This is a genomic window from Levilactobacillus tujiorum (genome assembly GCF_012641185.1).
Lineage (GTDB): Bacteria > Bacillota > Bacilli > Lactobacillales > Lactobacillaceae > Levilactobacillus > Levilactobacillus tujiorum.
Map to the genome: position 1 here is coordinate 1 of NZ_JAAXLK010000015.1, position 22,960 is coordinate 22,960.

General features: G+C 47.5%; 28 protein-coding genes, 1 pseudogene and 1 riboswitch. Of the genes and pseudogenes, 8 read left to right on the forward strand and 21 right to left on the reverse strand.

The annotated features are described in order from the left end of the window. A pseudogene (locus HF569_RS08140) lies at positions 1 to 93 on the forward strand (IS5-like element ISLpl3 family transposase); the annotation flags it as partial. A gap of 137 nt (positions 94 to 230) precedes the next feature. On the opposite strand, the gene HF569_RS08145 reads toward HF569_RS08140, so the two are convergent. From HF569_RS08145 to HF569_RS08155, 3 genes are all read right to left on the reverse strand, one after another. Continuing rightward, positions 231 to 614 (reverse strand): type II toxin-antitoxin system HicB family antitoxin, encoded by a 384-nt coding sequence (locus HF569_RS08145; protein WP_168902043.1) that lies wholly within the window; start codon positions 612 to 614, stop codon positions 231 to 233. A 66-nt stretch (positions 615 to 680) separates the two neighbouring features. Beyond that, a complete protein-coding gene (locus HF569_RS08150; protein WP_168902044.1) occupies positions 681 to 878 on the reverse strand; it encodes a type II toxin-antitoxin system HicA family toxin in 198 nt (65 codons plus the stop codon). An 82-nt stretch (positions 879 to 960) separates the two neighbouring features. Then, positions 961 to 1,671, reverse strand: a complete 711-nt coding sequence (locus HF569_RS08155) for an MBL fold metallo-hydrolase (RefSeq protein ID WP_168902045.1) — start codon at positions 1,669 to 1,671, stop codon at positions 961 to 963. A 184-nt stretch (positions 1,672 to 1,855) separates the two neighbouring features. Between HF569_RS08155 and HF569_RS08160 the strand changes: the two genes are divergently transcribed. Both HF569_RS08160 and HF569_RS08165 read left to right on the forward strand, forming a co-directional pair. Continuing rightward, positions 1,856 to 2,278: a MerR family transcriptional regulator gene (locus HF569_RS08160; RefSeq protein WP_168902046.1), complete on the forward strand. Its 423-nt coding sequence runs from the start codon at positions 1,856 to 1,858 to the stop codon at positions 2,276 to 2,278. A 156-nt stretch (positions 2,279 to 2,434) separates the two neighbouring features. Then, positions 2,435 to 3,256: a helix-turn-helix domain-containing protein gene (locus HF569_RS08165; protein ID WP_168902047.1), complete on the forward strand. Its 822-nt coding sequence runs from the start codon at positions 2,435 to 2,437 to the stop codon at positions 3,254 to 3,256. Positions 3,257 to 3,354: 98 nt separating this feature from the next. Here the strand turns inward: HF569_RS08165 and HF569_RS08170 are convergent, their stop codons facing one another. Beyond that, positions 3,355 to 3,708, reverse strand: a complete 354-nt coding sequence (locus HF569_RS08170) for a YrdB family protein (protein WP_168902048.1) — start codon at positions 3,706 to 3,708, stop codon at positions 3,355 to 3,357. A 229-nt stretch (positions 3,709 to 3,937) separates the two neighbouring features. On the opposite strand from HF569_RS08170, the gene HF569_RS08175 reads away from it, so the two are divergent. Genes HF569_RS08175 through HF569_RS08185 form a run of 3 tightly spaced genes read left to right on the forward strand, consistent with a single transcriptional unit; the run spans position 3,938 to position 5,426 of the window. Next, positions 3,938 to 4,363 (forward strand): SRPBCC family protein, encoded by a 426-nt coding sequence (locus HF569_RS08175; protein ID WP_168902049.1) that lies wholly within the window; start codon positions 3,938 to 3,940, stop codon positions 4,361 to 4,363. Continuing rightward, entirely contained in the window at positions 4,363 to 5,283 is a 921-nt protein-coding gene (locus HF569_RS08180; RefSeq protein ID WP_332870969.1) for a quinone oxidoreductase family protein, read from the forward strand. Before HF569_RS08175 ends, HF569_RS08180 begins: the two co-directional genes overlap by 1 nt. A 2-nt stretch (positions 5,284 to 5,285) precedes the next feature. After that, a complete protein-coding gene (locus HF569_RS08185) occupies positions 5,286 to 5,426 on the forward strand; it encodes a hypothetical protein (protein ID WP_168902050.1) in 141 nt (46 codons plus the stop codon). Between the two features lie 65 nt (positions 5,427 to 5,491). Here HF569_RS08185 and HF569_RS08190 read toward each other — a convergent pair whose 3' ends face one another. From HF569_RS08190 to HF569_RS08240, 11 genes are all read right to left on the reverse strand, one after another. Further along, positions 5,492 to 6,010: a hypothetical protein gene (locus HF569_RS08190; protein WP_168902051.1), complete on the reverse strand. Its 519-nt coding sequence runs from the start codon at positions 6,008 to 6,010 to the stop codon at positions 5,492 to 5,494. 15 nt (positions 6,011 to 6,025) lie between these two features. Continuing rightward, on the reverse strand, positions 6,026 to 6,421 hold the full coding sequence (locus tag HF569_RS08195) for a DUF3021 domain-containing protein (RefSeq protein ID WP_168902052.1): 396 nt from the start codon (positions 6,419 to 6,421) through the stop codon (positions 6,026 to 6,028). A 12-nt stretch (positions 6,422 to 6,433) separates the two neighbouring features. Then, positions 6,434 to 6,889 (reverse strand): LytTR family DNA-binding domain-containing protein, encoded by a 456-nt coding sequence (locus HF569_RS08200; protein WP_168902053.1) that lies wholly within the window; start codon positions 6,887 to 6,889, stop codon positions 6,434 to 6,436. A 21-nt stretch (positions 6,890 to 6,910) separates the two neighbouring features. Further along, a complete protein-coding gene (locus HF569_RS08205) occupies positions 6,911 to 7,786 on the reverse strand; it encodes a YhgE/Pip domain-containing protein (RefSeq protein ID WP_168902054.1) in 876 nt (291 codons plus the stop codon). 2 nt (positions 7,787 to 7,788) lie between these two features. After that, complete coding sequence (locus HF569_RS08210) at positions 7,789 to 8,649, reverse strand: ABC transporter ATP-binding protein (RefSeq protein WP_168902055.1); 861 nt, start codon at positions 8,647 to 8,649, stop codon at positions 7,789 to 7,791. A gap of 236 nt (positions 8,650 to 8,885) precedes the next feature. Then, on the reverse strand, positions 8,886 to 9,536 hold the full coding sequence (locus tag HF569_RS08215; RefSeq protein ID WP_168902097.1) for an endonuclease III domain-containing protein: 651 nt from the start codon (positions 9,534 to 9,536) through the stop codon (positions 8,886 to 8,888). Between the two features lie 126 nt (positions 9,537 to 9,662). After that, a complete protein-coding gene (locus tag HF569_RS08220) occupies positions 9,663 to 10,511 on the reverse strand; it encodes an alpha/beta hydrolase (protein WP_168902056.1) in 849 nt (282 codons plus the stop codon). Positions 10,512 to 10,710: 199 nt separating this feature from the next. Next, positions 10,711 to 12,066, reverse strand: a complete 1,356-nt coding sequence (locus HF569_RS08225; RefSeq protein WP_408610797.1) for an MFS transporter — start codon at positions 12,064 to 12,066, stop codon at positions 10,711 to 10,713. A gap of 138 nt (positions 12,067 to 12,204) precedes the next feature. Next, on the reverse strand, positions 12,205 to 12,492 hold the full coding sequence (locus tag HF569_RS08230) for an ArsR/SmtB family transcription factor (protein WP_168902057.1): 288 nt from the start codon (positions 12,490 to 12,492) through the stop codon (positions 12,205 to 12,207). 142 nt (positions 12,493 to 12,634) lie between these two features. Then, positions 12,635 to 13,552, reverse strand: a complete 918-nt coding sequence (locus HF569_RS08235) for a prenyltransferase (protein ID WP_211089684.1) — start codon at positions 13,550 to 13,552, stop codon at positions 12,635 to 12,637. Between the two features lie 101 nt (positions 13,553 to 13,653). Beyond that, positions 13,654 to 14,496, reverse strand: coding sequence for a class I SAM-dependent methyltransferase (locus HF569_RS08240; RefSeq protein WP_168902059.1), 843 nt, complete (start codon positions 14,494 to 14,496; stop codon positions 13,654 to 13,656). A gap of 244 nt (positions 14,497 to 14,740) precedes the next feature. Here HF569_RS08240 and HF569_RS08245 point away from each other — a divergent pair, with 244 nt between their 5' ends. Next, on the forward strand, positions 14,741 to 15,241 hold the full coding sequence (locus HF569_RS08245; RefSeq protein ID WP_168902060.1) for a VanZ family protein: 501 nt from the start codon (positions 14,741 to 14,743) through the stop codon (positions 15,239 to 15,241). Positions 15,242 to 15,358: 117 nt separating this feature from the next. On the opposite strand, the gene HF569_RS08250 is transcribed toward HF569_RS08245, so the two are convergent. From HF569_RS08250 to HF569_RS08275, 6 genes are all read right to left on the reverse strand, one after another. Beyond that, complete coding sequence (locus HF569_RS08250) at positions 15,359 to 15,796, reverse strand: GtrA family protein (RefSeq protein ID WP_168848628.1); 438 nt, start codon at positions 15,794 to 15,796, stop codon at positions 15,359 to 15,361. A 286-nt stretch (positions 15,797 to 16,082) separates the two neighbouring features. Further along, positions 16,083 to 16,610 carry a folate family ECF transporter S component gene (locus HF569_RS08255; protein WP_232842598.1) on the reverse strand — a complete coding sequence of 176 codons (528 nt, stop codon included), beginning with the start codon at positions 16,608 to 16,610 and terminating at the stop codon, positions 16,083 to 16,085. Between the two features lie 39 nt (positions 16,611 to 16,649). Then, a riboswitch (THF riboswitch) is annotated at positions 16,650 to 16,747 on the reverse strand. Positions 16,748 to 16,798: 51 nt separating this feature from the next. Further along, positions 16,799 to 17,665 (reverse strand): DegV family protein, encoded by an 867-nt coding sequence (locus HF569_RS08260; protein ID WP_168848630.1) that lies wholly within the window; start codon positions 17,663 to 17,665, stop codon positions 16,799 to 16,801. Between the two features lie 212 nt (positions 17,666 to 17,877). After that, a complete protein-coding gene (locus tag HF569_RS08265) occupies positions 17,878 to 19,125 on the reverse strand; it encodes an MFS transporter (RefSeq protein ID WP_168902061.1) in 1,248 nt (415 codons plus the stop codon). Continuing rightward, positions 19,112 to 20,422 (reverse strand): alkaline phosphatase family protein, encoded by a 1,311-nt coding sequence (locus HF569_RS08270; protein WP_168902062.1) that lies wholly within the window; start codon positions 20,420 to 20,422, stop codon positions 19,112 to 19,114. The genes HF569_RS08265 and HF569_RS08270 overlap by 14 nt, the downstream gene beginning before the upstream one ends. A 22-nt stretch (positions 20,423 to 20,444) precedes the next feature. Further along, positions 20,445 to 20,876, reverse strand: coding sequence for a MarR family winged helix-turn-helix transcriptional regulator (locus HF569_RS08275; RefSeq protein ID WP_168902063.1), 432 nt, complete (start codon positions 20,874 to 20,876; stop codon positions 20,445 to 20,447). Between the two features lie 278 nt (positions 20,877 to 21,154). Between HF569_RS08275 and HF569_RS08280 the strand changes: the two genes are divergently transcribed. Then, positions 21,155 to 22,873, forward strand: a complete 1,719-nt coding sequence (locus HF569_RS08280; protein WP_168902064.1) for an NFACT RNA binding domain-containing protein — start codon at positions 21,155 to 21,157, stop codon at positions 22,871 to 22,873. The last annotated feature ends 87 nt before the right edge of the window (positions 22,874 to 22,960 follow it).

Sequence of the window (22,960 nt, forward strand, 5' to 3'; positions counted from 1 at the left end):
AACTTTCGTAGGATTGCAACGCGTTATGATAAGCTCGCTCATGTTTATCTGGCTACGGTTTACATTGCCTCAATTTGCATCTTACTTAAGTAGTTTTCAGACGGACCCTAGTCAAACTAAAATAAGGTTCCCCAACGCTTGACTGAATCGTCGAAGAACCTTATTTTATGGACTACTAATTGTAATTTCAAATTGTGCGTGTAATTCCGAAAAATGGCCTCACCCCGAGATTAAACTCCCAGCTTTGTTCTTAGCGCTTCTGTCAGCACCTGAGAAACGTTAATTTTTTGTTCCTTAGCTATTTCATTTAAATACTCTGGAATCGTCACATTTTTACGTACCGTTTTTGAATATTTTATACGAAATGCTGCTAAGTCGACGGAGATATAAACCAGAGACTCTCCAGCTTCTAACTTGATGTCCTCTGGATTGGAAGGCTGCGGATACTCTGATTGATCCTCCAACAAGTTGCCAATCAGATCTTCAGCCATCGTCACAGCGTCCAAGGGATCGTTTCCCTGTGTAAATCCGCCTTGTAGATCGGGAATGTGAACTAGCGTATAGTCCCCATCCTGACTAAAAATAGCAGGGTAAATAACCATATCCTTTTTCATCGCATCAACTCCCTTTCAATAATCCGTTGGTTACTCAGAAAATAGGTAACAGCAGTAAATACGGATCTATACTTCCTTTATATTTGCTTCTTTCAAAATTGCCTGCTCTAATCCCTTGCCTAATTCCTTAGCATGAATCGGTATCATAACAGTAATGTTTGTTTGAGGATTGTAGAGCTTCAAATGTGATGACCCATTCTGGGATTTCTCAATGAAACCATACTTTTTCAACAGCTTAACCATTTGTCGTGGCTTCATTGGCATCCAGAACACCTCTTAATTTAATTCGTGATTTTATTATACACACTGAATACGCATAAAGCAAGTAGGAAATATTCCCACTTTTTTAGATTCTCTCCTGTCTTCTCTTTGCTCGCTCAATCGCAATTGCCATCTGCTGATTTGCCTGTAAAATAACTTTACCGTGGCCGACCATTAAATACTGAACTGGCAACTGATTCAGACGTTCAGCACTTTTAACGGCAGTCGGTAGGCTCCACGTCGCCGCTGCGGAAAAGGGGAATCGCCACCGTTTATCACCAGCTACTGCCAGCCCACCTTGAACGACAAATGCGTCGCCTGCCAATAGAGATTGCGAACTCGCCTGATAAAAAGCCATGGAACCCGGCGTATGTCCCGGTACCAAGTAAGCCGTCAATGACCCCACGTGGTCTCCTGATGCCAATACGTGATCTGGCCGAGTTTCAATTTGCATCGTACCACCTTTAATTTCAGTTTGTGCTTCCCCAACCTCCAAACTGAGATCACCTGTGAGCAACCTGGCATCACGCTTAGAAATATAAACATCAACCGCTGGAAATGCCGCCTTAATGGTATCTAATGACCCAACATGATCGACATGCGCATGCGTCAGAAGAACACGTGTCAACGGCTTCTTTAATCGCTTAATTGCTTTTAAAATTCTCTTTGCACAAAATTTCATACCCGTATCCACTAGTGTCAATTCCACCCCTTCATCAACTAAATAGCAGTTGATTGGAAAAAGATGGGGCAAAAAGGTTAGCTGATAAATGTTACCGAACCGTCTCATTCTCATAAGTGCTTTCCTCCCAAGTAATGCCATTACTTTGATTGTCACGAGCTTAACATAGGGGTAAAGCCCCACCTCAAGGAATTTCTCAAAAATTAGTCATTTTACGGCTTAACTAACGAGACGTTCCATAAGTTGCCTAGCACCCGTCACATGCTATACTCAGTACATTATTGAGGAGGTCTACGTGATGAACACCACTGAATTTTGTCAGCGTACCCATGCAACCCGTGATACCCTGCGTTTTTATGATACTATTGGCATTCTGACACCCGATCGACGATCAAATAATTATCGTGATTATTCGGAGGACGATTTAGTTACCTACCAGATCATTCAAAACCTAAAGGTAGCCGACGTTTCCCTAACTGAAATTGCACAGATTCTGACCTTACGAACCCGGCCAGTCACGGTGAGTTGTCGCGACGATGTGCTGACAATTGTGCAGGAAAAGACTACTCAATTTGCTAAGCAACAGCAGTTCTACAGCCAGTTGTTACAGATAACCACTCAGATGTGTACGACATTGCAGACTAACCACCAAGAACAATTGATGGCTCTGATTGAACAATTAGGTGGTATTGGTGATCCCACAGTCTCTGATAGAACCTAACTGGATAAACACTTGCTAAAAAATAGCATACTTCATCCAACTTTCGTGAATTATACTAGCACGATTGCAACTCACCTCAAAAAAATTCCGTGCATTCCTTTTCAATTCAGGTTATCCTACCCATACCAAGTAACCACCTAAGGAGGCCTACCAAACATGTCTCTTGGCACCACACTCAAACAAGTTCGCCAACAACAAGGCCGCTCACAAAAAGACGTGGCTGTCGGCATCTGCGCACAGTCCATGTTATCCGCCATTGAAAACGACCACTACACCCCCAACGCCAAGCTCCTACTAGCACTTTGCCGACGACTGGCTATTTCCCTTGACGAAATTAGTCTAGCTAACGACTTTGCCATTAGTGGGGATGATACACTTAACGCCCACATGCAGAGACTCTGCAATCAGCATCGTTATCAAGCGCTTAACGATTTTTTACTTTTACCTAGCACGTTAGCCGCCGTGATCACCGATCAGCAGACTCAGGCATACTATTACTACCTGGGCGTTTCTCAATTACATCTGACCGCGCAATTAGATGAAGCTGAGCAGAATCTTAGATTTGCCACCACGATGAGCACAGGTAAAACACCCACAACCTTAACGCGTTTGGCACTGGCTTCACTCGCGACCGTAAAAGCCCAACAGCATCACAACCATGTCGCAAGCCAACTCGTTGACCAAGCGCTAGCTGATATCGATCAAGTCGTTTATGAGGAAAATTGCAATATCATTTTCTACTTGGCCGCTTTGACGGCACACTTTCTCCACGATAGCCAGCTGGCAACCCAGCGACTCCTGACCGGGATTGCCTACATCACCGACCACGACTCCCACTACATGCTCGCCAATAGCTATCGCCTACTCGCAGAGATTGCCGATCAAGCCGGCCGAAGAAACGACGCTCAAGCCGCTCGGCAAAAACAACAATTTTTAAGCAGCCTCTTCCATGAAAAGGTTCCGGAAAGGTTTAATTAAGGCTGCCCGTCTTTCTATAAGTACCTAACACCAATAAAGTAAGGCCGTCCATTGCAGGCGGTCTTTTTACATAATATTTTTTCAAAGCGTCATAAATTTCAGCGTACACTGCCGTACAGTTCATCTCCAACGTGCGCCACGATGGCATTCAACCCAACTATGACAGCATATCCAACACCCACATGAAGCGCCATTTTGGAAATCAGTAAGTATGTGCACCCGCCAAAAATGACCATCTCAATCACTATCCTCCAAAAGAGGCCGACACGCCTCGGGGATAGCGGCGCCATACAGATCGACCAAACCACATAGATCGCAATAGGAACCAACACACCTATCAACAGATTAAGCGGCAACTTATATTTCGTAAGACCTATCAAAATGATGAAGACTAAAGTCACCACTTCTACTAAGAACCGCAATAGCGCATTCATTTGAAAGAAAATTGGCATTCGGCTCAACCTCCATTAACTAACATCTATTTGATCGCCCTTACCTTAACATGGGGGTGCACGCCCAGCTCAAGAACTTTTCTCACCAGCGGTTCAACCTTTAAGTGAACTAACGAGGAAAACACTAAGAGCGAATCCCCCCAAGAAATTTCAACTATCAGTATTCTGATTTTCCCTCAAGTTCAGATTCAGTTAAAGTTAGGCCATCCACATGAAGGAGGGCCTTTTTATGTCAGAAATTTTATTCACCAATACTGTTGTCACACTTGCTGATGCTACTCGGATTCAAACCATTCTCGCCCACCCAGAGAATTTACTGTTATGGGACAATGAAATTACCACCGTCACCGCCATACCAACTGGTTTCACCCTCAAACGGCAGGTGCCCGCACTGAACGCTTCCGAACAGATCACCGTCTCGGCAACCACCGGTCACATCCGTTATCACAGTCGTGGCGGTCGCTTGGCTTACCAGCTTGATTTCAAGCTGGCCACTACCGATAACTTGACCACGGTCACGGAAACGCTCAATGCCTCAGCCAACGCTTTACCGGTGCCGACCAGCCTATTGGTTCCTATTGCCAAGCAAGCCTTCGCTCAAAAACTACAGGCATTGGTCACCTTGGCGGAATCAGACCAGGAGGTGACGGCATAGTGCAGGCTATCATTCAAGACAGTTATCAAGGAATTGAGGCATTGAAGCTCCAACAACGGCCACTAGCTGCGCTCAATCCACTCGCAGTTCGCGTTGAGACGCGCTACACCCCGGTGATGCCCTACGATGTGCTCACGGAAACGGGCCAGTTAAAACAACTACGACCGGTTAACCTTCCCATTGTCGTGGGCTACGGATTCGGCGGTATCGTCCGGGAAGTCGGTCAACTCCGCCACACACAACTGCTGGATCGCCCCGTGATTGGCGTTCAACCAACCGGGAGTCATCAAGAACAACTACTTTCAATGCTACCGCCCTTACTCTGGCCGGTCCCAGCAAACGTCTCCTTAGCAGCCGCTACGACCCTCATCGGTGGTGGGGATGCCGCCTACTTTGCCCTTAAGAAAAGCCACCTCCATGCCGGTGACACCGCCTTGATCACGGGAGCTAGTGGCAGCGTTGGAACTTATCTGATCCAACTACTCCGTCTTTTTGATATTCACGTGATTGCGGTGGGACACTCGACCCGCCATGACCTATTGCGTGAACTGGGAGCTGAGCAGGTTATAGACTACGACCGACCATTAGCCGAGCAATTGACCGTAACCGGCGCTGTGGATCAACTGATCGACCTGGCCGGCTCACCACAATTACTCGATCAGCTAACCACATTACTCGGCACCGTGCCAATTCTTTCGCTGGCTCTAACCTCTTACGCATCACAACCAGCATTTACCTTTGCCAGCGGGGCCATCTTGCCGAAAGACTACCGTTGGTTACTGAACCAGCTCGCAGAGGGAACCATTAGGGCGATCATTCAGGAACAATTACCCTTCACCGCGGTCAAAACCGTGCAGCATCACCTACTGGAGCAACACGCAGCTGGCCGAATTTTACTCACTTATCATCAGGAGGTCTAACCATGTTTCTAACACTAACCACAGATTGGGATCACTTACTACCACAATTGATGACGCTTTGGCTGATCGGCTGGGGGCTGCGTGCCCTGCTGGTTGGCCTCATTCTAGGAAGTCTCTTCTGGCTTTACAAACGGTTGAAATAACTCACTCGAAAAGGCAGCTGAACCGAGAATTTTTCTCCGGTTCAGCTGCCTTTTGGGACTACAATTTAACGTTGGTGGCGCTCATGATGACTTGCCGCTTGGCGAACTTGATTAGCTTGCATGGCGACCGGATACTGTCGTTGGGCCAGACACCAGACACCGCCGCGTTGCGCTAATAAGGTAACCCCCAAGTACAACAGAAGTGTGACTGAGCTGCCGGTCCACAAATGATCAACACCCAAGTGAACCGCGATTCCAATCAGCCACCACACCAGAGTTAACCAATTACCTTGCCGCATGACCAACCCCTGATCATTGACCCAGAGATGGTATGATTGTGCCCGTAACCAGCCAAACACCAAGGCACCGGCTAAGCTAAGACTGCCGAAAATGGCCGCCTGTGTCGGTGTAATTTGCAAATGTTGCTTCTGAAAGGCGTCACCAATGGAGGCAACGCCCAATAAAATAATCAAAGTAAAGAAGTTTACTTTGAACCGAATCACGCGTGGTTCCAATTGCCGCTTAACCACGACAATCAATAGCCATGCCCCCAAGACCCAGTTCACTAAATTTAAATTTCCCATCACAATTCCCCCAACTTACAAGTCTCGTTGATTTCGTTTTGCTAAAGCCCGATTGATCTCCGTCACCTGCAGATGCCGAGTCGTCATGACGGCTACCCAAATACCAACGTAAATCAACCCAAAAGTCACTAAAAATATCAGCGGTGATGATGGTACACTGCCGAGATAGATCTGTCGGACGAAGACGAGCAATAAAGTGACACACAGGTGGATAATCAGTGCGACCGGAAAAGTCAGTCGTTCACTGTCAAAAATTAAACTAATCACGCCAATCGTCGCACTCAGCACCAACAAGCTGACAATTGCGCGCACACTGGCCAACGCATAACTGGGCTGGATAGCCATCATGATTAGATAAGCCACCGCTCCCAAGCCAGTCCCCCGTGCGGCGTAGCGTAAAGCTTTTCTCATACTGCTCATCTCCTAAATTCCGAGCCGTTTCATCAAACTCTTGACGTACTTTCGACTCACTGAAGTTTTTAATTGGTTCGTCAGGCACGCCGTCATATTCCCCGAAAAGCTATCTTCTAAGGATAGTAAATGGTTGAGATTGAGGACACCGTGCTTGGAAACTTGAATGAAATCGTCGTTGGCTAACCGCTGTAAGAGGTGACGTAAGGTTTCCCGTGTTTTGGTCATACCAGCTGCCGTATAAATCAATAACACAGTCTCCTGGACATCCGCTAAAACAATGTCCGCCGTACGAATCATCACGAGCCGGTCTGCCGTTTTGACCGGGATAATTTCGGGCCGTTGCTGCTGAAAATCATCTAAATACCGTTGTAATGCCGGCACCTCTCCTTGCCGATCAGCCGCCTGAATGATCACCAATGGGTCCGCTGCGTCAATCCCTACCTGCCGCTCAAATCGTTGATGCACACCAACCACCTCCACATAATTTTACCGACTGTGCATCAGTCGCCGTTGGTGCCAACGCTTCAGTCCCAAGGGAATAAAAGCGATAATGAGGGCACCACTCAAGATTAATCCTATTATATGGTAAGTTGTGGACTGGCTCAACAAGGTTGACCATTCCAGGCGGATGCCCATCAACTTTTCAAAATGGTTCTGGACGTCTTCATTTCCCTTAAACGCCGTCTTCAAACGATCGGTCATCAAGAATTGCCGGTAGAGCGCCGCCACATAGCTTCCTGGTGTTAACTTAACCAACGTTTGTGCCGCATTGGGAATAACGCCAATGGGAATGTAAGTGCCAACCAGGAATCCGGCGGCCGTTCCAATCACACTTGCAAGCTTGGTTAGGGTTGCCAGCGACTGAACTGATTGAACAACGATCGCATTGACTACCGTTGCCAATAAGGAACTCACAACAATTAGCCCTAAGACATGGGCGAGTTGTGTACCCGTGATTACCAATTGATCCGTCACGTAGAAATAGCCCCACATGATTCCCAGCATTGCGAGTTGCATTAAAATACCGATACACCCCGCACTAAGCAAATAGCTCACTTGAAGTCGCCAGGGTCCAGCGTCGGTCAGTTGCAGATCCTGATCAATATGTTTTTCTCGATCAATGACTGACTGTGAAAGGCCCCCCAAAGTAGTCGTTATACCAGTAATGGCTAACGTTCCCCCAATTAGCCAGGTATCTAACAATTTGGTTGTCTGAGGTACACGTGCCCATTCTGATTGCATGCTTCGTTTAAGAAATAACAAGTAAAGTACGAACGAGATGAGCGCTCCCAGTAACGAGAAGAAGACGCCGCTGTAATTTCTGAAATACAGCCGTAAATCTCGGTCAATCATAGCCCCCATGGTCACCGCATCTCCCTTCCAGTTAACGCTAGGAACGCATCATTCATCGTCCCTGAATGAAATTCGAATTTTTCAACCAACTGGCGATTTGCGAATAAGATATCAAGTGCCGCTGAGGTCGTCGGAACTTGAAACGTGACCCAATTATTACTAACACTAATCGGGAGCTCTGGCGTATTTGCGAGTAATTGCTCCGAACACATCGACAGAATCGTTAACTTATTCATCGCAAACTTTTCTTTGATTTCGGCAGCCGTTCCCCTTGCCAACAATTGCCCGTGATCAACGATATAAACACAGTCCGCGGTGTCGGCTTCATCCAAGTAGTGCGTCGTCAACACAATCGTAAGTTGACAATTTGATTGTAGCTGATGCAGCAAATTCCAGATAGCTGAACGGGTCTGCACATCTAATCCCGTTGTCGGTTCATCCAGAAATAGAATATCCGGCGTATTCAACAGAGCACGGGCAATATCGACACGCCGTTTTTGCCCGCCAGATAAGGTTCCATAATTCCGTTGCAAAAACTCGGTTAACCCTAACTGGTGACTGGCCACCCCAACCTGAGTGAGATCTACATGTCGATACTGTTTAGCCCGATTCCGCAAATTCTCTTCAACCGTTAACCGATCATCCAAGACACTGGATTGAAAGACGACCCCGATTCTGGGTTTGTTCTGCCAAATAATCTGACCAGCAGTGGGGATGCTTAACCCTGTTAGCATGCTCATCGTGGTTGATTTGCCAGCACCATTAGGCCCCAGTAAAGCGGTGAAACTCCCCTTCTCAATCTGTAGGCTTAAGTCATTAACAGCAACGTGATGCCCAAAACGCTTGATCAAGTGCTTAGCTTCTAATAGCATGGTCCCCATCTCCCATACGAGGAGCATACTACTGGAAATGGGCGCCGTCTCAGAATTTCGGTTAAGTGGTTAAAAGGTGTAGCTAAGAGGTTGCTAGCCACTGGTAACCGGCTAACCATCTAAAAAGCACACGGAATTGGTTGCTCACTAATTCTGTGTGCTTATTTAATCGCTCTTGGTGCCAGCCATGATGCCAGTTCTTGGCGACCAAAATCATAAGTGTCGTCAACAACCTACTACAACGCCGCCTCATTCTCCTCATTCAGCTGATCACAGTCAATAATCAATTGGCAGACTTCCTTATCCGGGGTCAGCTTCATCGAATACTTGCGACCATATTCAATCATCGTGTGATGGGCACGATGTAACTCCTCTGGCTGCAAGGCGCCGACAATTTTATTTTCCACTTGTAACGGTGTCGCCGTTTGTGGAACGAAGTGCAGGCGTTTAGCAATGGCCGAGACGTGCGTGTCCACCGCAAAGGTATTCTGCGCAAAAACATCGCTCAACACCACGTTAGCCGTTTTACGCCCAGCCCCTGGTAACGCCATAATCCCCTTACGATCCGTGGGAACCACATCATTCAGCTCTTCATGCACAATTCTCGCCGTCTTAATGATATTTCTGGCCTTGTTGTGGAAGAGACCCACACTCTTGATAATCTTTTCAACATCTGTAACGTCCGCAGTCATGAGGTCCTTGGGATCTGGATACTTCTCGAATAAGATCGGGGTCACTTTATTGACAGACACATCCGTGGCTTGCGCGCTTAAAATGACCGACACCAAGTATTGAAACGGGGTTCTGGAGTCCAGTGAAGGCCCAACTGGTCCAATATCTTCCTCCATTTGATGAATGGCCCAGACAATCTGTTCGTCCTTTAACATTACCTTCCCAGCTTTCTTCGTCATCTTCAGTAGTTCATTATCCCCTTTAATTCTACCCGAAATCTTTGGAAAAGACTAAATATTTAAAGGCCATTGTGTCACCAAATTATTTTTCGCTATTAGCGCTTACTTGCCCCACAGAAAATGAATCAGCGCTCGGTCAACTGCCGGATTCTCATGTAACTTACTGTGTCGAGCCAACTTCCCCGTAAATACGCGTTCTTGATAGGACTTTGCTCGTGGTTGAACCAAGTATTTCAACGAAAGACTTGAAACGTTGGGGACCGTACCGTCCGTATGCCCACCAATGTTGCCGTACAAGTTCAACACCTTAACCTGGTGATCGGGTAACACTTGCCGAAGTTGCGTCATCTCCCGGTAAGTCGCATTCATTTTGTTCGGCTTGCCAGCCGCATCTAATCGTAATCCTGCCGGCTGTTTCACCGCCGCTGGCATGTTCTTGAAATTCAATCCGGCAAAGTGACCCGCGATATCTACCTGTTTACGTAGTTGGGGGAGGTTATGCTGATTCTTCGCCTCCAATGAGTAATAAATCAGGGATATATTGCCCAACGAGTGTCCCACCAGATTGATGCTCTTGAAGTGATATTGCTTCTGCAGCGCACGGACCACGTTGATTGCCCAAATACCATGCGTGCGATAATTCATTTGCTTATTATCCGCGTAATTCACTTCAACGATGGGATTGATTGCACCGGGCTTAATTTTACCCACCAAGCGAACGTGTCCTTTTCGGTCGACCATCGCGCGAATAATGGTCCGCGTGACGCCGGCTTGTTTAGCCGCCTTAGCCATGTGCTCTTCCGCATGATAACTACTGCCACCACCGTGGAAGAAGAGCGTAGGCGTCGTCTCCTGGACGTATTTTTGTGAGTTGAGGTGCGCCCCACACCCTGCCAATCCACCAATAACTAATACCAAACAGACCAACAATAGCCAATATTTACGTCGCATCTCTCAAATTCCCCCTACCTTCCATTTCCTAAAGTATACAAGCTTTGAGCTACTCGAAGGCAAGTCTATTTTGAAAATAAAAGTTGACGAGCCACTGCTGATGATCGCTAATGGTCAATGGACTTCCTCCTTTAGGTATGGTTTTAACTGTAACAGATTCTCCAAAATTCGTAAATTTCATCTGACTAGTCACGTTGCTCTAGTGTCGTGACAGTCGCACTGACCATAAAATTCCTAACCAGGAAAACAACGTAGTTCCCAACATAGTCACTTGAAATCCACAGACAAACTTGCTAAGTATGAGATTACCACCAACCCAATTGAAGATAATGACGGCCACTGTCGTTCCCAAGGCACCACCAAATAAGCGAGAGACGTTGTAGATTCCGGAAGCCTGACCAATTGTTGATCGCGGAACAGCCCCTAAAACTGCCTTTTGTAATGCTGGTCCCGCCATGGAAAGTCCCATACCGGCCAATGCCAGCGGTAAAACTAACCAAACATAAGGTTTCTGTTGGTAGACCAGTCCTGCAATCAACCCATACCCTGACCCCTGCAGAAACAAACCCAGCGTCGCAATCTGGCCTTCGCCAAACCGATCAACGGCTTGACCAGCAAACGGCGCCACTACAACCAATGTTCCCGTCCATGGTAATAATTCTAGCCCTGCTGTGAGTGCTGATGCGTGCTGGCCTATCTGAAAAAATTGTGGGAGAAAAAATACGACACCATACATTGACCCATAGAGACAAGCCGTGGCGATATTTCCACTGTTAAATCGGACTGATTTAAAAAGACTGAGGGGCACCATTGGGGCAGCTTCTACCGACTGACGTTTAAGAAACCAAATACCGCTCGCTAAGCTAATAGTAGCAATGGAACCCACAATTGGTAGCTGACCGCTACGTGCTGATAGAACCCAGATAAACCCAGCAAGCGTCAAGGTAATCATTAAGCCATCTAGATAATTCACTGATATTTCACGACCATGGCTTTCCGGTAAATATCGACGCGATAAAGCGATGGCTGTAATTCCCACGGGAACATTAATCCAGAAAATCCACTGCCACGCCAACTGCGCGACAATAATTCCCCCCAGTGATGGTCCCACAATCAAGGCCAAACCGCCAATCCCACTCCAGATTCCTAGGACGTGCCCACGCTCGCTAACGGGTAAGGCACTCGACAGAATTGCCATGGACATGGGAGTCATCACGGATGCTCCGATTCCCGCAACCACGCGTGCTAGAATCAAAAAGCCAATATTCCCCGCTAATGCACACAAGATTGACCCGAAAGTGAAGATAAAAATCCCCCAATTATAAACACGGCGGCGCCCCCAACGCTCTCCTAGTGACACACCAACCAGTAAAACTGCCACAATCGTAATGTTGTAGGCATTTAATACCCATTGCAACGTACCTACAGAAATGTGAAAATCGGTTTGAATCGCCGTTGATGCCGTCGTTACGATCATGGCATCCATCATCGACATGAAAAATCCCAAAGAAGTCAGTCCTAAAAGCCATTTGGTGCTGGTTGTCTTGGTCATCATTTTTCGTCTCCCTGATTGGTCATAATAGTTCAAAATATTTTGAACTATTTAACCATACCATCTTGCCCAAAAGCTGACAAGATGGCAATCACTAAAAAAGGAAGACCTCAATAGTCTTCCAAGAAATGGTCTAGGCCATCAAAGATTGTCCCAGAAATGACCCACGACTTGTTCAAATGTCGACTGGTCTAGCGCAACATATTTTTCTCGTGATTCTTTGCGGGCCGTAATCAATCCTGCCGTTTGCAGTAACTTAAAGTGATAAGATCCAGACGTCTTGCTAATCCCGATAGCTTGCCCCACCTCACCACAGGAAACATCGTGGTCACACTGCTTCAAGTAGTGCAAAATCTCGAGTCGTACCGGGTCAGCGAGTGCCTTAAAGATGAGAATAGCCTGTTCATTTTTAGATAATTGTTTTGTCATATCCTTATCTTACTAGAAAGCAGAATATCTGCAAGCATAGCGTTTCTCTTGAGACGACTAGTTCATCGTCAAATACAGCAACTATCAAGATGGATACTCGGAAAGCTCGTATCCCATTTACGACTCATTAACTTTGTTCCCTTCAGAGCCAAGTACCGGCTACAAATAACAACGGATATAACAAGAAAAATAACGAGGCACTTTTCACCGTGGCCATAAAGGTTTTCTGTTTATCTTGAACTTTAAAGAAGGGCCGCATGCCCAACCACATGACGGGTAATAGTAGCGCGACCCACCCCGTGCTACCAGGCGCAATTCCCAGCATTAAGTTCACTAAGGGCCACAAACTGCCGATAACTAGGAAAACCTGAATCAACCTCACCGCTCCCATCTTGCCCAAATAATAGGCCAGTGTGTAGCGATGGTTTAAGATATCTTCCTCACGGTCGGCCGTATTATTTGCCAGCTGCAGAGTGAAGAAAATCAACGTTAGCGGTAAACACAGCAGGAAGGTTACACCCACCGTTGACCAAGTTAGTGGCTGCACACCATAGGTGGATACAACAACACAAGTTAACTGAATCAGAAAGGCAATCGACAACGCCACAACTGTCTCACACAGTGGCGTCGCATTAATGGGTCGAGGCCCTGCCGTGTAGAAAATTCCAATGAGGTACCCACAAACGCCGAGTAAGAAGACCAACCAGCCCGTTCGTAAGACCAACCAGACGCCCGGCAATAACGCAATCATGTACAATCCGGTCGCTAACTGACCGACCCCGCTTACCGGCAACTTCAGTCGACCAATCGGATTGGTCTTTTGCGCATAACCCTCTCGATCGCGAGCGTGTTGATAGTCAAAATAGTTATCGGAGACGTTGACCGCTAAATCAAAAATAAAAACCGTGATTAAACACAGACCAACGTTTCCCCAGTTCACAACACCCAAATGATACTGTGAAATCGCCACTCCCAACACAAACCACATGACGTTTAAGGGTGCCGTGTAAATCTCTGTCAGCTCATAAAATACGGGCCAAGTCAGCCATCGTTGCATCAAATTCCCCCAGAAAAAAGCGTTAATTTTTAAGCTACTTTAACCTTACCAAATCGAGCGCCATTTGCCACTTACCCCGCCTTATAAATTTTTTGTTTAAAGGATCAGGCTGGTTTCTTCACCACTAAGGCAAATGTCAACGGAATCCGCGGTGCAGACTCCGGAAGCACATACCAGTCATCACGTCGAATAAGGTCAGGCAGCGCCGGCCACTCTGTCCGGTCGTACTCCCCCAAGAATTCAATGGTCAACCCCGCATCACACAATGCAGACGTCAGCTCTTGAAAGTCGTGGTTCCAGTTGTGATTGGTCGTATGCTGAATTTTGTGCGCCGAATGATCCGTGTATGACCCATCCTCGTCATAGGTTAACACCCCATCGTTGAAATAATCTGTATGCACAACCAGCGATTCAAAGTCCAGTGCATTCAAGAATGGATGATCGTCACGAATCAGGAAAGTCCCGCCTGCCCTTAACAGTTGTGCGATGGACTGAGCCCACGACGTCAATTCAGGTAACCAAGTGATAGTGCCCATACTGGTGACAATAACATCGAACTGCGATTGGATTTTTTGACTGGCAAACCGCGCATCGCCCTCAACATAGGTGAGTGGCGCATTCGCTCGGTCCGCAATTTGACGGGCATATTCAAGTGACTGCGGTGAAAAATCCAATCCGGTGACGTGAGTAGCGCCTAACCGTTGCCAGGACAGCGTATCGGTGCCAATGTGACATTGCAAATGCAACAAGTCTAGCTTAGCCACCGTTTTTTGTGGCAGCCACGGCTTTAAAACGGCGTAATCATGCTGAACCGTATCGGTGATCTGGGTGGGATCAGCAATGAGATGCTCAACATCGTAGAAGTCAGAGACCAGATGAACCTTGGCCCGGTCGTTCCAGTTTGCCTGATTGTCACGTAATTCCGCTTGATAATCTGAATGAGTCATATCTCTACCTCCTTTTTCCTATCTCTTAGACTAGCATATTTAACCGCTGAAAGCCTGCCCCAATTACCATTTAATACCACTTAAGAACGACTTGCTGACAAGCGTTTAAGACCTTATGAATTTACTAAAGCCCCAAAGAAACCTTAAAACCCCCACGACTTTTCCCACAAGCGGTCCCTTCTGCGTTAATCTAGGAACATGATAAATGACCGTTTAAACAACCGCATCTTATGGAGGTGATTCGATGCGTTGGGAACCCTTATTGATTATTATACTGATGGCCAGTCTCAGCGGTCTCTTAATTGTAACCACGACTCATAAACATCGCTGGTTCGCGCTACTGACCCTAGCCTACTTAACTGGCTTGGCCGCCATTCTCTTTACCCCCATTTCCTTCTCTGGCACCGGAATTTACATCATGCCCGTTGGTTTTGGCCGCGTGAACCTCACACACTTGGATCTCGTCAACCTTGGTTTTGCGGAGAACATTCTCTTGACGCTACCTTTAGGCCTGCTCCTGAAATGGGTCGTTCCCCGAATGTCCCTCTGGGGCGTCGGCACATTCGGTCTCTTCGTTGGCAGCAGCATTGAAACCATGCAGTACATTCTCTCACAGCACTGGCTGATCAATCGCAGTAGTGATATTAACGATGTTTTAGCCAACGCCCTAGGTATTCTAATCGGCGGTATGGTAGTTGCCATTTACTTCCGTATTCGCCAACAGCGGACACGGGTTGTGGCCTAACAGTCAGTTAGCGCAGGTCCTTACGAGTCTTGCGTTTTTGTCGCCAGTTTTCACTAATTAAATTCATCTTCGATAAAAAAGTCACGCCATCCATTCGGACAGCGTGACTTCATTTTTTTAATTATTTACTGACGAGGTCGCTTTTGTTTTACGAAAGACAAACCATTTACTGAAGAAGTAGTTTGCTAATACAACCACCACTTGATCAACTAGCTTCGTCAACATCTCGTTTTGCGATAGTAGCGAAACCCCAATCCACATGATCCCCTCATCCATGATCAAGGTTGCTGCTCGTACCGAAAAGAACGTGACAATCTCACGTCCCAGCGCGCCAAAGGTGGTGAAGTGCGAATGGAAAACCCAAACCCGATTCGTCAAGTAAGCAAAGAGCACGGAGACAAACCAGGCGACCGCGGTGCCAATTTGGTAATTCCAGTGCCATAGACTGGAAGTCACGAAAAAGACCACCAGGTTGACTAACGTTGTTAGGCCCCCAAAGAATAGATAAGCAATGACGCTTTTGTATTTATCATAGAGTTGTAGTAGTTGCTTCATAAAAATCCTCCCTGGAATGAACCCTCGTCAATCTTTGTTATAACTGATATTTGGAAACGACACAAGTCCAATCTCCGATTCGATAGAAAAAGTTAAGGGTTCAGGTAGTTAACGAACTCTGCCTAGTGACTGGGTTTGTGTTTAAGCTGCAAGTTTGTCGTTGTCATGGGCGTGGTGGTGTGTTTGTTGACTCATAAGTTAAAGTAATTTATTTAATCGCACCAATACGCTACAATCCAATTAAAAACACCACCCCGACAACGCCGAGATGGTGTTCGTTTGACTATTAAAGTTTTAAACGTTGCTGAATCAGCGCAACCACGTGACTCTTGAAAAGCCAGTAGAGTAAAACCACCTGAATCGGGGTCATAATCCCCTGTTTAAGCAACCTGATGGGGAACAAGCCCCAGAACGGTGTCTTATACATGATCGCCACCCACAGTGTGTTTAACAGTGCGTTGATCACGACTGAGATAACTACTTGCGCCACAATAATCCGGGTCCAGCTAGCGGGTTGCCGATATAAGAATAAGGCATAAATTAACGATCCAAGAATTGCAGATACCGTAAAACCGATGAAAAACGGCCCACCCGACATCAGAGTTCCAATAACATCAACCAGTGCAGCGGTCATCATCCCCCACCAGGGGCCAAATAACCGGGCAATCAACGCCGCCACCAGAAACGTGAAGCTAAACTTCAAGAATGCTGGTCCCACCGAAAAACTCTTGATCACCAATTGTAAGGCCATCAATAAGCCCATCGTGACCAAACTCAACGTACTCAGCCTTGGCAGCCGAGTTTCTACCGTCATCTTCAATTCAGACATCTCCTAAGGGAGTTGCCACATCGCTGCGGCCAATGCGGAAATAAAATCGCGGGCCAATTGCCCTTCGTCCGGCGTTCACATTGCGTTCCACCAGCACTTGACGCTTTATTTCCTACTCCGTAAATTTTAATTACAGCAACTAGCTTACCATATCCACTTAGAAGATGCACGCTTTACGCACGGTCAAAATCTTTAAGCCACGCCAAAGCCAGCGCCTTTTCTCCCAAATGCGTCCCAATCACGGGGCCAAAGTAAGAGCGCTCCACCGGAATCTCTGGGTACTGGGTGGCAATCTTATTTGCCCACGCTTGACCAGCATCGGGGTCATTGGCATCTAACACCAAGGCACGTAACGGATAGTCGACCTTAGCCTGTGCTTCGACAAATAAGTCTTCCACCCGCGCTAGGGCCTTCTTCCGCGACCGGACCTTCTCAAAGGCCACAATCTCATGGGTCTCATCATCAAACGTCAGCAAGGGTTTAATCCGCAATACACTGCCGATAAACCCAGACGCATTGGATAGTCGACCACCCCGCACTAAATTTTGGAGGTCATCGACGACGAAGTATTCACCGATCGTTGACCGCAAATCATCTAAACGGGCGATGATCTCATCGGGATCGGCTCCCTTGTCTGCCATTCGTGAGGCTTCAATTGCCAGATAGCCCATCAGTTTGACCGTGATTTGTGAGTCATAAGGAATGACCTTAATATTTTCAATGGTTGGTGCTAACGCCTTCAATTGGTTCACAAAGCCAGAAATCGTGCTGGCCAGATGAATACTAATCACGGCGTCGTACCCTTCATCAGCTAACTGGTCATATAAGTTGATCATTTCGCCTAATGGCGGTTGCGAGGTGCTGGGAAATGACTTGGAGTTGCGTAACCGTTCGTAAAATTCGCTCGTGGTAATATCAACATCTTCATCATAGGAGCGACCATCAATGATCACCGGAATTGGTACGACGTGAATGTGATACCGCTCGACCTCTTCTGCGGACAAATAGCTGGTACTATCGGTGACCACAGCAATCTTCATGTTTATACCCCCACATTATCTTTGGTTTAGAATAGATCATCATTGCTAATAACATTTTGAATGGTCACATCCCCAGTAGCGGGCGTGACCATTCCGTCGGCTGACCTGATCTTACGGCCGAGCCATTCGCCTCATTCAAGGCGCTTCTTTAATCAATTTTTGCGACTAAATTAAGTTTCAGAAACTAGAATACCATAAATTGCCTAACCCGACTAGGATTTGTCTACCATAGTTCGCGGAATTGTCAGAAAAATCAGCAATCCCAACACAAACAAGATCGACAACGATGCCGCGCCAATTCTCGACTGACCCGTCATCTGTGTGACGACCCCGACTAATATTGGCCCGAGGACGGCAGAAAACTTACCTAGGATATTGTAGAAACCGAAGAACTCACTAGACCGATCCTTGGGAACCAACTGCGCAAAGTACGACCGCGACAGGGCTTGAATGCCGCCCTGACTGGTCCCGACTAACACCGCCAGAATCCAGAAATCCGTGGTCGTTTTCAGATTCAATGCATCTAGACAAATCACCAGATACACCACAATTGCCACTAAAATCCCCGTACGCGTACTGGTCTTGCCGGCGAGCCACCCATACAAGATGGAGAACGGAAAGGCCACCAACTGAACGACCAGCAGCACCAGAATCAAAGTGGTACTCTTCACGCCAATATCCAAGCCAATCGACGTTGCCATCGTGAAGATCGTGTCCACACCATCGATGTAACAGAAGTAAGCAACCAAGAACCAGGCCAGGTACTTATGCTGACGTAAATGTAGAATCGTTTGCCAGACACGATGCCAACTCTGCCGTAATGGTGCTGCGGTGGTATTGAGGGCATGACGTTGCTGGACATTTCGTTGAAATGGCAAGTAAAAGGCGAGCCACCAAACGGCAGCTAATGCAAAACCCCAACGTGCCACGCCTAGACTAGACAATTGACCAAAACCATTCGTAAATTCCAACACCATGAACAGCAAGAAGGCAATGACCCCGCCTAAATAGCCGAAGCCGTAGCCGACACTAGAGAGGCGATCCATTTGCCGGTTATCACTAACATCTGTGAGAAAACTGTCATAAAACAAGTTCCCCCCCGAATAGCCCAAGACCGACAGCACGTAGATCACCAGTAACCACTGCCACTGATTAGAGGGTAATAGTGCTAACCCGATGGTCATCACCATCCCCAGACTAGCGAATCCCGTGAGTAAACGTTTCTTATAGCCCTGGTAATCAGCCAGTGCCCCTAGAAATGGTGCCAATACCGCGACCAGCAACGTCCCAAAGCTATTCGCATAGCCCCAATAGGCCGTTGCATTGGCCGCCGCGACACCACTACTCTCGGCAACACCCTTAAAGTAAATCGGCAAGACGGCCGTCGTCACAATGATCCCGTAGCCAGAATTCGCCCAATCATAGAAGATCCAGCTCCACTGCTCTTTATTGAACGCCATCTTGGGCCTCCTTCAACGCTGCCGTCAGCACTTGCCCCGGGAGTGTCTCTGGAAATTGAACATTTAACAATTTAGCAAAGGTGGGCGCTTCATCAATTAGCCGCGCCTCTTCGATGGTCTCATGCGCTTTAATGGCCGGACCGTTCAGCACCAAGGTGGTGAAGTAGTCGGGCTTATCCGGGTCATAGCCGTGCACGCCATGGTACCGATCGGGTTGTCCCAGACTAGCTGGATCAACTGGCTCCACCGTTGCTGGGCGCTGCGCTTCGTCCGTGAAGTAATACCCCGACTGTGCCTCCACCATAAATTGGCAGTGCGGATCAGCACCCCGTTTAGCCGCAGCCTGACCCGTGATGACCCGTTCAATCCCGGGCGTCTGTTCCAGCAACCGTTGCAAGTTCTGCTTATCCGCAAAGTTACGCGTATAGATATAGCTACTCCCGTCACAGGACTTCGCCCAAACGTGCCAATCAGCTCGTACCGTGCCCTTAGCAGTTGACGTCAACCATCCCCGCTGCGCAAAGGCCCGGTTCAAATGAATCATGTGATCCACGTTAATCTGATAGTGATCACCCAACACGGCGAAATTGGTCGTCGCAAACGTCCCGGCAGCGATCGTCGCATCGATTAATTTGCCAACCCGGGCATCCAAGCGTTTTAACGCCGCCATCGCTTCCGCAGACCGTACGCCATAACGATGCCGCATACTGTCCATGTCCACGAGATGAATCAAGGTCAGCGCTGGCTTCTTATGAACGATGGTATCCGCCGCACATGCGGTAATGAAGTTATCCAATTCGGGCTGCTGAATGCCCCGACGCAAGTGCCCATATTTCTGATTCATCCGCAGCAAGAAGGCCGGACTGCTAGCCTTCAGGGAGACGAGCACCTGATTCGTCCAAATGCGATTAGGAAAAATCTCTGCTAAATTATATGTAATCTTGCTGCCCGCCGTAACCGGCCATAAGAAAGCCGCGGTCTTCCGATGCTGCTGCCGGACTAAGTCATAAAGCGTGGGTACCTTCACCGCTCGTTGGTACCAGTACCAATCCGGGGACTGCCGTTGCGGCTGCATCTTGGTATTGTTGATCACACCATGGACTGCCGGATACTGCCCCGTAATAATGGTCGTATGCGACGGATACGTCAGGGTGGGATAGATACCCCGAACCTTATTGACACGCGTCCCAGTGACCACCAAACGTCTTAGATTCGGTAGCTCATCTAAATGTTCATCCAAATCTCGACTACCCATTGCGTCTAAAGAAATCACAACTAAACTTTGCTGAATAATCACTCACTCCTTACACTCAACCAACTTATAATTCTTTGACCGTCCGTTGTCGATCCATGCTTTTATCGAGCCGGTTCAATAATATTTGTAGTAAATTACGTTCATCGGTTGACCAGTGTTCAAAGACCTCATCGGATAAAGCCTCAAACGCGGTATTAATAGTCGCCGCCGTTTCGGTCCCACTGGCCGTGATTGTATAGACCAACTGACGCTTGTCCCGACCAATGGCCTTCTTGGTCACCATCTCTTTGGCCACTAAGCCTTTGAGTTGCCGACTCAACGTTGATGTATCTAATTTAGTCTTTTGCGCAAGAATCTCTTGGGTATTCTCACCGCCCCCAATATGGTCCAGTAACTGCCACTCGGATACGGTAAGCTGATGTTGCTTGGTCATCCGTTGCAACAACGTTTGCTGCACTTTATTGATGGCCATTAACGCCGCTAAACTGGATTTCATTTACCCTCACTCCTTTTAATTGTATTGTACAACGAATTGCTTGGCTATCACAAGTCAATTTGATGACAAGTTTTCTCAGTATTTCCAGGAAATCCAAGGAAACATCTTTGCACTTCAGTCGCTGGGCCGGTATACTTTAAGTTGTGTCGTTTTTAACGGTGAAAATACTGGGTCGCGGGGCTGGTTCGGTCAGCTAACTTGGAATCGGTTCAACACGATCAGTGGTCATTTAAAACAAATTCTACTATAAAAATTTTCCAGAAAGGTGTGATCATTACATGTCATTTGACGGATCCTTTACCCATGCAATGGTTCGGGAACTCAGCCAAAGCTTATCGACTGGGCGAGTCAGCAAGATTAACCAACCTTATGATAACGAAGTCGTTCTGACCATCCGTGCCAATAGTCATAATTACCCGATTCTACTTTCGGCTAACCCGACTTACGCTCGGATTCAAGTGACGCAGATCCCCTACGTCAACCCGCCAGTTCCCACTAACTTTACAATGATTCTGCGCAAGTATCTTCAGGGAGCTATCTTAAAGGAGATCACTCAGGTTGCTAACGACCGGGTGGTCCACCTGCACTTTACATCGCGCAACGAGTTAGGTGACCAGCAAGAACTGCTGCTGATCATTGAAATTATGGCCCGGCACAGTAATGTTATCTTAGTCAACAGCGCTGATATGAAGATCCTCGACGCCATCAAACACGTGGGCTCTGATCAGAACCGCTACCGGCTCTTACTCCCTGGGGCACAATATATCAATCCGCCTAAGCAAGACCTGACGGATCCCTTCACCGGCCCCCGAGTGGACCTGACGCAAACGCTACGTGATTTCCCCAATCGTGATGTGCTAGCCCAGACGTTACAGCACCAATATCAGGGACTAGGCAAGGACACGGTGGCCGCTTTAGCAACGGCACTACACGAACCGGGTGATGTCCAACAACACTTCCGCGACTTCTTTGCTGGCTTCGACCAGCCACAACCCACGCTGAGCATCTCGCCTAAGGGCAAGACCAATTTTACGGCCTTCCCCTATCCAACGGATGGTCAACAACACCGTGCCGAAACGCTCAGCGACCTGTTAGACACGTATTACCAGGACAAGGCCGAACGTGATCGTGTTCAGCAACAAGGGAGTATCCTGATTCGCGTCGTTCGTAACGAACTCAAGAAGAACCGCAACAAGCTTAAAAAGCTACAACGGACGTTAGCCGAAACGGAAAATGCAGATGAATACCGCATCAAGGGTGAAATCCTCACCACCTACCTCAACCAAGTCGAACGCGGCCAAACTAGCGTCGCGTTGCCTAACTTCTACGACGACAACAAGCCGTTAAAAATTCAATTGAGCAATCAACTGTCGCCCAATCAAAACGCGCAGAAATACTTTAAGCGGTATCAGAAAGCTAAGAACGCGGTTAGCTATGTGACGGAACAGCTGAAGATCACTCAAGCGGATGTGGACTATTTCGCCAACATCATGGCACAGATCGAATTGGCTGCGCCGAAAGACTTGGTCGATATCCGGCTGGAGCTTCAACAAGGTGGCTACCTGCGCGATCACGATCACCAGAAAAATCAGAAAAAGAACAAGAAGCAACGGCGGCAAAAAGTCAGCAAGCCTGATCGCTTTACCGCCAGTGACGGCACCAAGATCTCTGTGGGCAAGAACAATCTGCAAAATGACCAACTCAGCCTTCACACGGCTAAGCGGACCGACATTTGGTTGCACGTTAAAGATATGCCGGGTTCCCATGTGATTATTCACGCGGATCATCCTAGTGACGCCACCATCTTGGAGGCTGCTAATCTCGCCGCGTACTTCTCCAAGGGGCGCGAGTCCAGTAACGTTCCCGTAGATTACCTGCCCGTTAAACGACTACACAAACCCAACGGTGCTAAACCCGGCTTCGTTATTTTCACCGGTCAACACACCGTTTATGTCACGCCTCAGAGTGATTTAGTTGAAAAACTCGCCGATAATTAATTTAGTTGTAACTAACAACTGATGATAAACAAAAAGCGTTCCATCATTTGAGCCTTGATGGAACGCTTTTTGTTATTTACATTTATT